Here is a 13,653-nt window from a genome sequence, read left to right on the forward strand (position 1 = left end):
TTCAGATCAGCGACAAGACCGATCCGGAATGGATCGTTGACAGCCGAATTCAATGGAAGAGCAAAGAATGATCATTGATAGAACGAAGCGATACGTCGATGCAAACGACTACTTTTCGCACAATGGAAGTATCGTCATGAAGCTTTCGACCGAAGCAGCAATCGCTGTCTGTGCCGAGGCTGCGAAACGTGGGTTTGTCGTATCACGCATAGAGGGTGGAATATGGCGCAACCCCGGGTTCGAGGCTCGCATAGATTGCATTTGGGACGGTGCGGAGCCACCAGTTGATCCGAACAAGGCACATGTGAATAATCTCACCGCGATCGAATTTATCCGCTCAGAGTCAGCCGAACATGACACGTTCATAGTCACGGCACCATCGATAGCCGGGTGGTGATCGGGGTATGTGCCGGGTAATGCGACGCTCAATAATGGAAACGGCGACGAGCACGCCATAGACAGTGCAGCATACGGCAACCCGAATATTCAGTTCGGGGCCAATGACAATCAGAGCAGCCACACCTTCCGTCACGCAATCAGCGGCGGCTACGATGCCACCGCGGTTCAAAATGCCGTGTGAGTGACCTCAATAACGTTAGGGCGTTGCTACCTCAGGGGCAGTACACGGGCACCGTCGTTGTGAACGGGACGACATTCACCGACAGTTCCTACAAGCTTCCCGACGGTAGATTAACGTCGGACGTATTACACCACCGAGATGAGCATGAACACTGTGAGACCGCTGAGAGATGCTGAGAAGGCGCTGCTAACCCACTTGATCGTTGGAAAACTTCGAGCAGCGCATCTTCTCAGTTCCATCTCCGACGCACTTGTTGAAGAAATGAACGACGGCGGAATGGGGGGCTTGCGCTTTTGTGCTTCGGATGCAAGGCCGCGTTGTCTTGGGGAGCAGTTGGTCGAAAGAGAATTCGTCGATAGCGATGGCATACAAGTTATGGTTGTCGTCAACTTGGATGAGCACGGTAATCTTTACGAGCTTGATATGTGGAAGGTTGACTTTTCCCCACTGAAACAGTTCCCGACCGTGACCAAGTGATTTCGCATGCAGCTATACGACTTCGGAGTATGTACCGGGTTATGCGACTCTAAATAGCGGGAACGGTGATAGTGAGAGCGGCAATAACTCGCTTCTTGACTCGAACGCAGAAACGCATGTTCTCTATGGCGATGGGCCGACTTTTGGCGGGCATCTGTCGGGCGTTGGGAAGCCAGGAAAATCGGAGTTTCCTCCTGCGTGGAGTCCGCAGGATATTACCAACGCCATTTCTGATATAGCCACAGATCCGAAAACGCAGTGGTCTAAGCCGTCAGGAAATGGTTATGTAACACGGGCCGGCACAATCAATAGTGTGGATATCAAGGTGGTCGTCGATCCGAGCAAAGGGCGTATTGTGACTGGTTATCCAACAAATTTGCCGAGAAATCCGAAATGACAAATCAATCAGATCACGAAATCATTGAAATTAACTTAATGCTTGTTCTGGAGGAAATGGAGGGGCAGCCAGAAGTGGGCAACTCTTATCCGCCAGACGGAATTTCATACGAAGATGAGATGGTGCAAATCCGGGAGTTTATTGACCTGGCTGGAGAGTATGGACTTGCGTTCGAATATATAAATGGTGCATTAGAACGCTTCCCGTACAGGATTTCAGGTAAGGCGGCCATCAAGTTACTAGAGGCTGGACTGCTCATGGGATTCAAGTCTGAAAACGATGAGGATAAGAGATTTGATAGAAGGAAATAACTTGGTTTGACAATGGAGATAAACCCGGCCGGCCGTGGCCGGGTCTGTTGGTTGTAGCGTCATTCAATCCGGCGTGATGACGAGCCTGCCGTACTGGACCTCGATCCTTACGCACTGCCCGGGCGGGAAGGCGGCGTGCTCCAGCCACATGCCGGCGATGCGCAGTCACGTAAAAAGACCCTGGTCGCAAGAGTCTGCCGGTACACGGTTGACGGGAACAGGCTTGCGACGACCGACCGGGAATCAGACGTCACGAACAACGCGAGTCCGGTTGGCTCGATCAACGGCAATCCCTCGATCCAGGCGGGCAACACCCTGCATGTGACGGGCAGCGATCTAGTCGCAGGCCAGAACGTTACGGGCACGGCGGAGAACATCATCATCGATGCCGCGACCGATACCGCGCAGCGCTCTCAGACGCAGAAAACGCGTTCAGCACGATTGGTGGAGCGGTCAGATTCCAGTATGCCCCCTCAACCCAACACCCCCAGCCTCTGCGCAAACCGCCGCGCTGCCTCCAGCCCGAAGCGGCTCGGCTGCAATGTCGCAGCGCGGTCGTATTCCACGTCGAAGCCCATGCGCCATGCCGCGATGCGTTTTCCGTAGCAGACCAAAGTATCCAGCGACTGCATGACAAACACGATGGCGGGGAGCACCTCGCGATATAACTGCTCAGCCCGCGCCTCGTCGCCGCTCGCAAAGGCCTCGTAGATGCGTTGCTGCCAGTCGAAGCAATCAGGCGCCACGATCATGCCCGCGCATCCGGCGCGCAGATTGTCGAGCAGCTCCAGTCCACCGCGTCCGTTTAGCACAGGCATCAAATGGCCGATTCTCGCGACAGTCTGCGCCAGTACGATCGACGGCCCCTCGCCTTTGAGGAGGCGAAAATTGGAGCACTGTGCAGCGAGCCTTTCGAGACTTTCGGGCGAGAGGCCCACACCCAGATATTCGGGGGCATTCTGAATACCCACCGGCACGTCGAAACCTTGCATGACCGCAGCAAAGAAGTCGAAATAGAACGCTTCCGGCCGAGGCGCCTCGCCGGCGAGCAACGCGGGCGGTTGCAGGATCAGCCATGTCGCGCCCTGGGCGACCGCAAAACTCGCGAGGTCGCGTTGCGCGTCCACCGTCGCGCCGCTAATCGTGACTGCTAGCGGCAACCTGCCGCCGCTGTCCTCGACCGCCCAACGAATCACCTGCTCACGCTCGCTACGCGAGAGCTTGTTGACCTCGGTGGCAAGGCCGAGCATGGCCACGCCAGGTGCGCCGGCGTTTGCGATGGCCTGCATTTGCCGGCGCATCGCGGTGCGATCGAGCTGATTGCTGCGATCGAAGAACGCATACAGGATCGGATAGATACCGGCAACGCCTGAAGATGGTGTGCTTGACGGGTTCATGGCATCAGGTACTCGGCTTGACTGTTCAATGCGAATCGCGCGGCACTTCGGCACCGCTGGAGCCGACCAGGAAATCCAGATCGGCACCGAGATTGGCTTGCTGGACGCTATTGACATACAGCTTGTACCAGCCGCGCCTAGGCGCCTCGGGCGCTTTCCATGCGGCCCGGCGGCGCGCCAGTTCCGCGTCGTTGACATCGAGGTGCAGCCGTCTTCCCGCAACATCGAGTTCGATCATGTCGCCGTTCTTGACCAGTGCGAGGGTGCCTCCGGCGGCGGCTTCCGGTGCGACGTGCAGGACCACCGCGCCGTATGCCGTGCCGCTCATGCGGCCGTCGGAGATGCGTACCATGTCGGTAATCCCCTGTTTCAGCACCTTGGTCGGCAAGGGCATATTGCCGACCTCGGCAAAGCCGGGGTAGCCCTTCGGTCCCGCGCCTTTGAGGACCATCACGCAACTGGCGTCGATATCCAGGTTCTCGTCGTTGATACGCGCGTGCAGATCTTCGACGCTCTCGAACACCACCGCGCGTCCGCGATGCTGCAACAGCGCCGCAGTGGCCGCGGAGGGCTTGATGACGGCGCCGTCCGGTGCAAGATTGCCCTTGAGCACCGCAATGCCGGCCTTGGCCTTGAAGGGCTCCGCCAACGGAAAAATCACCTTGCGATCGAAGCATTCGGCTCGGCTGACGTTGTCCCAGAGGGTCTTGCCGTTGACTGTCAAGGCGTCGCGGTGCAGCAAGTCGCCGTTACCCAACTCGCGCAACACGGCGGGCAGGCCGCCCGCGTAGTAAAAGTCTTCCATCAGAAACTCGCCCGAAGGCTGCAGGTTCACGAGGCACGGCACGTCCGAGCCGCGCTCCCAGTCTTCGAGCGTCAGCTCAACGCCGATGCGTCCCGCAATGGCCAACAGATGCACCACTGCATTCGTCGAACCGCCGATCGCGGCGTTGGCACGTATTGCGTTCTCGAAAGCGGCGCGCGTCAGGATCTTGCTCATGACGAGGTCTTCACGGACCATTTCCACGATGCGGCGTCCCGCCATGTGTGCCAGAACCTGGCGGCGCGCGTCGACGGCGGGAATGGCCGCGTTGTGCGGCAATCCCATGCCGAGCGCCTCGACCATGCTGGCCATCGTCGACGCGGTACCCATGGTCATGCAATGACCCCGCGAGCGATTCATGCAGCTCTCCGCTTCCACGAATTGCTCCATGTTCATCGTGCCCGCCCGCACCTGCTCGGACATTTGCCAGACTCCCGTGCCGGAGCCGAGCGTCTGGCCGCGATAGCGACCGTTGAGCATCGGGCCGCCGGAGACGGCGAGGGTCGGCAGATCGCACGATGCCGCGCCCATCAGCAGCGCCGGCGTGGTCTTGTCGCATCCGCATAGCAGGATCACACCGTCAATCGGATTGCCGCGGATCGACTCCTCGACATCCATCGACGCCAGATTGCGAAACAGCATGGCCGTAGGCCGCAAATTCGATTCGCCGAGCGACATGACCGGAAACTCGACCGGAAAGCCACCGGCCTCGTATACGCCTTTTTTGACGTACTCGGCGAGTTCGCGGAAGTGGGCGTTGCACGGCGTCAGTTCAGACCACGTGTTGCAGATGCCGATGACCGGTCTGCCGTCGAAGAGATGATGCGGCAGCCCCTGGTTTTTCATCCAGGAGCGGTGAATGAAGCCGTCTTTGTCCGCTTTGCCGAACCAGGCCTCGCTGCGCAACGGCTTTTTGATGGCAGTGCTCACGGTCGTCTCCTCACATGCGTGAATGATTTGGATGACGCGGAGCGGAAGGCTTTGGCTCCGGCTCCATCCGCTAAGGGTGTCGCGGCTACCTCGCCGACTGATTTTACTCCGCTCGACCCGGCCGGCCTGCGGGCAGGGAAGACCTCGCAAAAGCGCTGGCATGCAAGAAAGGCCGCTTGGAACGAAAAAAGCCGCGCGTGCATCGAGCACGTGCGGCTTTCACCCAATCCCGGCCTCAACGATCTGTTGACTCAGTTGGACAAGGACACGTATGGCGAGGTCAAAGGCGTCGGTGGGAACGGCTGCAATCCACCTTGCCTCGTGAAGCTATAGCGCACATAAACGGCGGCCAGCCATTCACGATACTGATACGCATTGCCAAGCGACCCCGTCGCCCCCACCGCGAGTTGCGGCGCGAGTTGGTATTCGCCGGTCGCGTTGAACGAATACGACACGCCAGTCTTGCTCTGACCGGGATAAACCGCGCCGCCGTCGACGCTGTCACCCGCCAGCGCCGCTAACGCTGCCGCTTGCGCCGCGTTATTCTGGCGGCCGCCATCGAGCGGGAAGTACGGCGAAGAGTCCTGACGATAGTGCTGTACGCCGATCGAACCCTTGAGGTCGTAGGTGAAGTCGCCATTGCGACCGGTCCACTCCACCGGCAAGTTCAGGATCACATACTGCTGCGGGCTGAAGTAGCCGCCCTGGCCGTATGTGAAGTAGGAGAGGTTCTTGTCGTAGTGCATCAGCGTCGTATTGACGCCGATGGTCAAGGTCGTGTCCGCGTTCTTGAAGAGACGCGTGTACACGCCGCCGCCGCCCTTGACCGCATTGTTGCTTTCGACGTGATCCCCCATGTAGTACTGGTACGTCGCATTCAGATACAGGCCGCTCGTGCCGTCGTCCCAGGCAAGACTGGCAAGCGCGCCGTTCGAGGTCACGCCGCCCCATTCGAGATTTGCTCCCTGATCGCGCGCGCCGGCATAGGAGAGCAGGCTGTCGGTGACGGCGCGGCGGGCCACGGCGAGCGAATACGACACCTGGTCCGTGACCGCCCCGTTGTATTGCGCGCCGCCCACCACGTTCTTCTCGGGGAATCCCAATGGCGTGACGCCGACATCAGCCGAGACGCTGCGGTCCACATAGCCGACCGAAAGTCCGACGCCATTCGCCGTCTGCTGACCGAAGGTGTTCTGGCCGAGCGTCGCCTGTGCCGTTCTGCTCGCGAGTGCGCCAGGAGGCGTGCCATTCGAGAGCCCGGAGCCGAAGCGCGCTGTCGTCGGCACACTGGTGCCGGACGTGCTCGCATCGAGCGTCACCGGCGTGGCCGTCACGACGACATGGCCATTGCCTGCCTGGATCTTGCCTTGAATCGGCGCTTCGATATCAGTGAGATTCGACAGACCGTCCTCGCCCGAGCGGTTGCGAAACACGATACCGCCCGAGACCGTGCTGGTCTGCTCACGATTGACCTGGGCCAGTTCTTCCGCGACACCGAGCGTCTGTGAACTGGCCACGCTGGCGGGCGAGGGCGTGTAATTGCCACCCGCGCCCCCGGGCTGCGCGCCCGGTTGCGGCGGGTAGTAAGGCTGCGCGTAACCGGCAGGCGGTTGCGGGATATACGGCTGTTGCGCGTAGTACCCCTGATTCGCGTAGCCCTGGTTCTGGTAAGGCTGCGGCGCATAGCCTTGCTGCTGTGGATAAGGCTGCGGCGCGTAGCCTTGTTGCTGCGGCGGATAAGGCTGTTGCTGTGCGTAATACGCTTGCTGACCATAGGCCTGCTGCTGCGGATACGGTGGCTGCCCGTAATACGGCGGTTGTTGCGGATACCCTTGCTGCCCGTACGGCGCTTGCGCATACGCCTGTCCCGCCGCATTCGCATTGCGGTTGGGGGTGGCGTTGCGGGAGGCCGTCTTGCTTTTGCTCGCCGTACGCTTCGCGTTTGACGTGGCTGGGTCATTGCGTGCCTGCTGACCGCCGGCGGCATTGGCCTGCGCTTCGCGAGCGGCCGGCGACATCGGCCACGGCGTGGCCTCGTAGGGCGCCGGTGCTCCATAAGGCGCGGCTGCCTGCGGCGCATACGGTGCGCCATAAGGCGCCGCATTGTAGGGCGCGTTATACGGTTGTTGCGGCTGCTGAACCGGCGCCTGCCCCTGACCCGGATACGGCTGCAACGGTGCCGCGGCAGGCGCGCCCGCTTCGCTCGCGCCGTAGTTGTCGGGACCATAGCCGTCCGCCCCGGCGTTATAGCTCGACGTGCTGGACGGGCCGTTCGGCAGGGCGGAGGGCGCCACGTACGGCGTCACATAGGGCGCCACGTAGGGTGCGGGCTGCGAGGGCGGCGGATAGCTGGGCACGGTTTGCGTCGGCAAGGAAGACTGCGAATACGGAGAGGCGGCGGGCGCCGTGTAGGGCAGCGCGGGCGGGGTCGCGTTGAAGCCGGGGCTGCCGGTGGCGGCAGGGGATGCGTCGGTTGCGGGGATGTCGACGGCGGTTTTTCCTTCGAACGGATTGGTGCCCGGCAACGGATTGGCGCCGATCCGGCGCATCGCCACTTCCCAGCCACGCGGCACATTGGCCGCGGATCCGGCGCGCGTCGCGGTGCCCGTCACCGGCGTGGTGGAGGCGACCAGCGAGCGCTGCAGATAGGTCGCGGCCAGCGACAGCTTGCCTTCGGCGCGATACATGCGACCCACGGCGGCCAGCACATCGGGATTGTCCGGCGCGGCATTGAGCGCTTGTGCGGCGATCTGTTCGGCGTACTTGAAGTCTTTGGCGCCGGTCGCAGCGGGAATGGTGGGCAGCAACAGAGCCAGATCGTCGGGACGGCGTGCGAGCGCGGTGCGATAGCTCACCAGCGCATTGCGGTCGTCGCCGGAGGAGGTATAGAGACGCGCAAGCGCGGCCTGCAGGTCCGGATTGTCGGGCATCGCCGCGAGCCACGGCGCGATCACGTCGTATGCACTGGCCAGGTCGCCGCGCTGACGCACCGAGTCTGCTTGCCGGATGACAATCGCCAGATTCAGATTACCGAAACTGGTGCGTTGCTGCGGCGTCATCTGGGTCGCGGCGAGCCGCCGCATCACCATGCCGAGTTCGTTGTCCTGATGCGTGGCGAGCAGGATGCCGGCGTATTGCAGCAACAGATCGGTGTCGCCGGGCGACGCGTTCATCGCACTGCGCACGAGCCACAGCGCGCGGTTCGAATCGCCGATCTGCTGATACGCCGAGGCCACCACGCCGATCAGTTCCGGACTGCCCGCGGCAACCGGTTCGGCGCCGCGCAGCATCGCAAATGCCTGTTGCGTCTGGCCGCTGCGCGCCAGCTGCGTGGCGAGGCTCGCCTGCTGATGCACCCACAAGCGGTGCTGCAAGGTGGCGATCGCGTCGGTGCGCTGGGCGGTCGGAATGCGGTCCAGTTGCGCAAGACCGGCTGACCAGTCTTCGGTCTCCGCCGACAGCAACGCGCTCGCATACAGCGCGTCGGTCATGTTGGGATGGGCCGCGAGCAGACCATCCATCATGCTGCGCGCGTTGCCGATCGCCCCCTGACGCACGTAAATGCGGGCGAGATCGAGGCGCATCCAAGGATCGTCAGGATTGCTGAGAAGTGCATCTTCGAACAGGCTGCGCGCGCTGCCCAGGTCGCCGCGCGCTTCGGCCGCGCGTGCCTGGGCGGCTTGTGCTTCGCCGCGCAGACGGTCGATGCCGCCAGCCTTTGATTGCTGTTCCGCGTTCAGTTGATTGGCAAACTGCAGCGCCTCATCGCCGCGTCCTTGCGCGGCGAGCGCGCCGACCAGACCGCGAATCGCATCGGGGTTGTCGGCCTGGCGGCGCAGCGCCATTCGATAGGCTTGCTCGGCGCCGACCGGATCGCCGTTGGCGAGCAACATTTCGCCGAGCAGCACTTGCGCGGTGACATCCGACGGATTCAACGCAATCGCACGTTCGAACAGCGACTTCGCTTTCGCGAATTCGCCATTGCTGCGCGCGCCGATGGCCTCGCTGGTATAGGTCCAGTAGGTCGCGCTCAGTAGCGCGTCTTTCCAGCGTGCCGGATTGGCGCCGCGCGAGGCGCGTTCGAGGTAATCGCGTGCCTCGGAGAAATGTTCCTGCTTCAGCGCGGCAATACCCATGCCGCCAAGTGCGTCGGTATCGTTCGGAGTGCTGCTCAACACCGAAGAAAATCTCGCGCGCGCCGTGACGAGGTCGCCACGATCGAGCGCCGCAAAGCCGTCGGCGATCGTGCGGCCGCGTGCATCGACGGCGGCGTTTTGCTGCGCGCGATCGCGTGCCGCCTGGTCCTGCTGCACCATCGAATCGAAGCGTGCCTTGACGGCCGCGTCGTCGGGCGCGGCTTGCAGGTACGACTGATAGAGCGGGGCATCGGACGGACGGGCGTCGAGCCACAACAGCGCCTGGCGCCAGCTCTTGCGCGCCGCCGTGCCGACCGTGCTGTCGCCGGACAGCTTTTCGAGGCGCGCGATCCCTTCGCGCCGCGTGAGATCGCGATAGGTCAGATGTTGCGCATAGGCGAGCGCATATTTCGGGTCATCCGGATTCTGCTGGACAAGCTGCTGCAGTCCACGGCGCGCCTGGTCCCAGCCCTGCGGCGTGGCGGCGAGCGCCTGGTAATACTCGAGTTGCAGTTGCGGCGTGGCGGGCTTGCCTTCGAGCGCACGCTGATACTCCTGCACGGCGCTCGCGCTCTGGCCGCTTTGCTGCAGGCGCCGCGCGTCGTTGACGGTCTGATCGCGCAGACTGCTTTCGCCGAGGCGCCGGCCGAGTTCGTCGATGTTCGGATAGTTCGGCGCAACCGCCCGCAAACGCGCCAGATATTGTTGCGCGCCGCTGCCGTCCTTGCGGTCGGCGAGCACCATGCCCATCCCGAAGAGGGCGTCGGGCTGTTTCGGATCGAGCCGCAACACTTTCTGCCACGCCTGCTCGGCGAGGTCGCCGCGCTGATGCGACTGCCAGTATTTGCCCTGATCGATCAGCACGTTGAGCGGATCGGTCGAGGCTTGCGCCTCGGCGGCAGACGGCAGGGTCGCCGCGCAGACGCTCGCGAGGCTCAGGGCCAGCGCAAGGGCGCTCAGTCGCATGCGTTTCTCCAACCCGGCACGAGCCGCCCAGTGTCGTCGAAACGATAGCGGCCGTCGACGAAACCGGTGCCGAACAGACCCAGCACACGATCGTAGTAGACCGGTTCATGACCTTGCACCGGATTGTCGAGCGCGGCCAGATGCGTGCGCGCGAGAGCCAGGTCGTGCTCGTCGCCGAGCGCCTTGAAGTACGGTGCGAGCGCACCCCAATAGCTGAGCGGGCCTTCGCCGCTCGGCGCGCCGGTGATGGATGCAACCTTCTCCGGCGGAAAGCCGTTCTGCGAAACCAGTGTGTGCATGCCACCGAGCGCGGCGAGCCAGGGTTTGGCGAGCGCGTCGGCGGGCGCGGTCATACCGGCCCACAGATAGACGCGAATGGCATCGTAGCTGCCCACGTCGCCGGTTTTCGGGTCCACGACGAACTGGCCGGCGCGCCACGCGGCCCAGTCGGGCGCGAAGCCCTGCGGCGCGGTGGTCTTGATCAACTGATAGGCGTTGTCGGCGAGCTTGCTCCACGGGCCGCCCGGCATCTCCCTGGCCAGTGCGCGCAACACGGGCAGCGGCAGGTAGCTCGGGTTCAGACGGGTGAGCTCGCCAGTCTGGAAGCCTTGCGGCCCTGGCAGCAGCATCGGACCGAGACCGGGCAGCGACGTGATTTCCTTCTTCACGATCTGCGCGGCGAGCGCCTCGCCGAGGGTCGTGTAGCTGTTGTCGCGCCACAGGCGGCCGGCTTGCAGCAGATCGTAGGCGATCCATAGATCGGCATCCGCAGCGGAATTCGGATCGAGCACGCCGTAGGTGCCGTCCGGTTTCCTGCCCCACTGCCAGGCCGGCAGACGCGGGTCTTGTGCGTCGAACTGGTTGCTCGCGAGATTCGTGCGGGTCCATGCGAGCAGCCGGTCGAAGGTGGCGCGGTCGTTTGCGACCAGCGCGAAGAACATGCCGTAGGACTGGCCTTCGGAGGTGGTTTGCAGGGTCGGCGTCGAATAGTCGATCACGCGCCCGTCAGCCTGCACGAAGTGCTCGACGAACGTGCGGTAGGCCGGCCAGTCGCATTGCGCGGCAGTGGCGGCACGCGCCGGCGTGGTGAAGCCCAGTGTGCTCAAGGATGCAAAGAGTCCGAATGCGAATGCGACCGGCGCCGTTTTTATGCTTACCGGCATGTCAGTTCCTCAAGCGGCGCGCCGCGATCGCGCGCAGCGCACGGTAGAACAGGGCCGCGATAATCAGCGCGGCGAGCACGCCTCCCAGCAACAGCAGCAGCGGATGCGACGACAGCGCCCAGCGCAGATATTCCTGCGGCGACAGATGGCCGATGTAGTACGCGTTGCCATTGGATGTAATGGTGACGGTGCGGCCGTGAATCACGGCCATGGCGCCTTGAATCTGCGCCAGCAGGTCGGCGTCGAGCAAGGCGGCGCTGAGATCGGCGTCCGACTGTCCGGCCGCGCTCACCAGCGCGACCGCGCTGCGGTCCTTCTGCAGCGGCGACTCGAAACCGGTCACGAGCGCCGCGCCGTTCGAGCTGACGAGCGACAGGTCGGCGCGCGCCGGCGTGCGTTCGACACCGCGCTCGCCGTGCCACCAGTCTTCCAGCCTGAACGTGATGTCCGACAGTTCGAAGGTGCGCGAATCGCCGTCGCTCGAGAACGGCATGGCTTTCGCCCAACGCTGCAAGAGCGGCTGACGGCCCGGCGCGCCAAGCACCAGCAGATCCTTGCCGGCCAGCTGGTCGGTGTCGTTGGCGGTGGCGACTGTCACGCCGGTGGCCGGATAGCCGGTCGAGGCGCCCATGCGGCCCATCTCCAGCAGATACAGGCTGTAGTCGCTCGAATCCGCCTCGTTCGGCAGGATCACGGCGGTTTCGGAAAGGTCCGCCATGCGCGTGAACGGGAAGCCGCTATTGGCGAACGCGGCCAGATCCGGCAGCGCCATGTAATGCGGGAACGACGACAGATCGATGGTGGAATTCGGATCGACCGCGCCCACCACGTTCTGCAGCAACCGGCCATGGCATTCGCCGGTGTTCGGAATGTCGTAGTAGAAATAGAGGCGCAATTGCGCGCGCGGCGTCAGCAGCAGCGGCGGGATGTGAACCGTGCGGCGCGCCGAGGCGCTGTTGTCCGGCAGGATCGTATTGAAGTAGTAGCCGGGATCGAACACCGATGCCGGCCTGGCGGGGATCGGCAAGGCTTGCACGAAGCCGTCGTTGATACTGACGTTGAGCGACGAGCGGTCGGGCAACGGACGTACCGTGTAGCGATAGCGCAGATCGATGGGCGCACCCTTGGTGTGCCACATGAACAGATCAGGCGGCACGCGCAGGTTCACGCGCACGGCGTCGGCGTTGTAGCCGGAGACGGTCAGGTCGCGTGCCTCGGCCAGTTCGCCGAACCGCACGGGCCGGTTGGTGGGCAGCCAGTTCGGCGCATCGTACGGCTGGCGCGGGCCAAGCTCGTTCAGCTGCGTGATGGTCGCGCTCTGTCCGGTCAAGGTGCTCTGGCCAATGCCGAGCGCTTTCGCCGCGGTCTTCAGTTCGGCTTCGTTACGCCCGAGCACCAGCAGCAGCTTGCCGCGCGCCGGGGCGTCGCGATCCACTACAGCAATGGTCGGCCCGGAGATGGGCGGAATCGTCACGCCGGCCGGACGCTGGTCCGAGGTTGCGAACACTACCGCGTTGCCCGACAGCGGCGCTTCGTCCAGTTGAGCGGGGAACAGGGCACCGCGATAGCCTGCCAGCGCGCCGAACCAGGACGCGACGATGCCCGCGGCTTCCAGCGTCTGTGTACCCGGTTTGGCGGGCAAGACGAACGGCAGTTCGAGGCGCCGCACGTCGCGGCGGTCGAAGAACGGGGTCGGCAACGCCGCCAGATCCGGCTTGCTGGTGAGCGAGGCGTAGGTCAGATCGAGCGAACTCGCATTGCTGACGGTGGCCCACAACGACGAGTTGGCCGGATCTTCGCACTGCTGGGTGTAATGGCCGATCAACTGCACGTTGAGGTGGTTGAATTCGGTGATGAAGCGCGGATCGATCGAAACGTCGCGGGCCAGCAGCATGCCCGCCTGTTCGTGCGGCACCGGCAGCGTAGCGGCGACTTCACCGTTGACCAGCACCTTCAGCTGCGAGAGGTTCGGCAGCAGCGCGGGCGAGTAGCTGTAAATCAGATGCAAGATCGCGCCGGTCACCACTTCGTCGCCGCGCACCGAAAACGCAATCCCGTTCTGGCCGTCGGTGCCGCTCAACTGCAGCGGATCGCGTGCGCCGAAGTCGGCGAAGGTGAGCGTCTGACGGCGGCCGCCCGGCACCAGGGTGCCCGGCTCGGCGGTGGTAGGCGTGTGGATGCCGAGTGCTTTCACCGACGACGCGGCCAGTGCCGGGGTGGGCATGGCCAGAGCGGGTTGGGCCAGCGCGTTCGGATCGAACGGGACGGCCGCGCTCGGCGCCGGCACATTGCCGACGCCGACGGCAAGCGGCGCGCCCGGAAGCGTGGCGCCGGGGGGCAAGCTGGCAGCCGGGTCGGCGGCCGCGGCGAGCGACGCCAGCGGCCCCGCCAACGCAGTCTGTAACGCCAGCCAGCAGGCCAGTGCGCGAGCCAGCCGGCGCGAGCGCAAGCGCCCGGTTCGCCCTGTCATGCC

General features: G+C 63.6%; 10 protein-coding genes and 1 pseudogene. 5 read left to right on the forward strand and 6 right to left on the reverse strand.

The genetic code is table 11. The features are described from left to right. Nucleotides 1–136 precede the first annotated feature (136 nt). The 4 genes from VGH41_RS06960 to VGH41_RS06970 all read left to right on the forward strand — a co-directional run bounded on the left by VGH41_RS06960 (nt 137) and on the right by VGH41_RS06970 (nt 1,765). Nucleotides 137–397 (forward strand): colicin immunity protein, encoded by a 261-nt coding sequence (locus VGH41_RS06960; RefSeq protein WP_331596618.1) that lies wholly within the window; start codon nt 137–139, stop codon nt 395–397. A gap of 327 nt (nt 398–724) precedes the next feature. After that, the gene (locus tag VGH41_RS06965) at nt 725–1,057 is read left to right on the forward strand and encodes a DUF6984 family protein (RefSeq protein WP_331596619.1); all 333 of its coding nucleotides are present in this window, start codon (nt 725–727) and stop codon (nt 1,055–1,057) included. 154 nt (nt 1,058–1,211) lie between these two features. Beyond that, the gene (locus tag VGH41_RS26585) at nt 1,212–1,454 is read left to right on the forward strand and encodes an EndoU domain-containing protein (RefSeq protein ID WP_414696618.1); all 243 of its coding nucleotides are present in this window, start codon (nt 1,212–1,214) and stop codon (nt 1,452–1,454) included. Next, nucleotides 1,451–1,765 (forward strand): hypothetical protein, encoded by a 315-nt coding sequence (locus VGH41_RS06970; protein WP_331596620.1) that lies wholly within the window; start codon nt 1,451–1,453, stop codon nt 1,763–1,765. The genes VGH41_RS26585 and VGH41_RS06970 overlap by 4 nt, the downstream gene beginning before the upstream one ends. Nucleotides 1,766–1,828: 63 nt before the next feature. Here the strand turns inward: VGH41_RS06970 and VGH41_RS26590 are convergent, their stop codons facing one another. Continuing rightward, the gene (locus VGH41_RS26590) at nt 1,829–1,930 is read right to left on the reverse strand and encodes a SymE family type I addiction module toxin (protein WP_414696619.1); all 102 of its coding nucleotides are present in this window, start codon (nt 1,928–1,930) and stop codon (nt 1,829–1,831) included. Between VGH41_RS26590 and VGH41_RS26595 the strand changes: the two are divergent. Beyond that, nucleotides 1,901–2,191 (forward strand): annotated as a pseudogene (locus VGH41_RS26595) (hemagglutinin repeat-containing protein); the annotation flags it as partial. The gene VGH41_RS26590 and the pseudogene VGH41_RS26595 overlap by 30 nt on opposite strands. A gap of 47 nt (nt 2,192–2,238) precedes the next feature. Here the strand turns inward: VGH41_RS26595 and VGH41_RS06975 are convergent. The 5 genes from VGH41_RS06975 to bcsB all read right to left on the reverse strand — a co-directional run bounded on the left by VGH41_RS06975 (nt 2,239) and on the right by bcsB (nt 13,650). After that, nucleotides 2,239–3,162 carry a dihydrodipicolinate synthase family protein gene (locus tag VGH41_RS06975; RefSeq protein ID WP_331596621.1) on the reverse strand — a complete coding sequence of 308 codons (924 nt, stop codon included), beginning with the start codon at nt 3,160–3,162 and terminating at the stop codon, nt 2,239–2,241. A 25-nt stretch (nt 3,163–3,187) separates the two neighbouring features. Further along, nucleotides 3,188–4,915 (reverse strand): IlvD/Edd family dehydratase, encoded by a 1,728-nt coding sequence (locus VGH41_RS06980; protein ID WP_331596622.1) that lies wholly within the window; start codon nt 4,913–4,915, stop codon nt 3,188–3,190. Nucleotides 4,916–5,166: 251 nt separating this feature from the next. Beyond that, the gene (locus VGH41_RS06985; protein ID WP_331596623.1) at nt 5,167–10,017 is read right to left on the reverse strand and encodes a cellulose synthase subunit BcsC-related outer membrane protein; all 4,851 of its coding nucleotides are present in this window, start codon (nt 10,015–10,017) and stop codon (nt 5,167–5,169) included. Beyond that, on the reverse strand, nt 10,008–11,180 hold the full coding sequence (gene bcsZ, locus VGH41_RS06990) for a cellulose synthase complex periplasmic endoglucanase BcsZ (RefSeq protein WP_331596624.1): 1,173 nt from the start codon (nt 11,178–11,180) through the stop codon (nt 10,008–10,010). Before bcsZ ends, VGH41_RS06985 begins: the two co-directional genes overlap by 10 nt. Before the next feature lies 1 nt (nt 11,181). After that, nucleotides 11,182–13,650 (reverse strand): cellulose biosynthesis cyclic di-GMP-binding regulatory protein BcsB, encoded by a 2,469-nt coding sequence (bcsB, locus tag VGH41_RS06995; protein ID WP_331596625.1) that lies wholly within the window; start codon nt 13,648–13,650, stop codon nt 11,182–11,184. Nucleotides 13,651–13,653 lie beyond the last annotated feature (3 nt).

The organism is Paraburkholderia sp. (assembly GCF_036488795.1).
GTDB lineage: Bacteria > Pseudomonadota > Gammaproteobacteria > Burkholderiales > Burkholderiaceae > Paraburkholderia.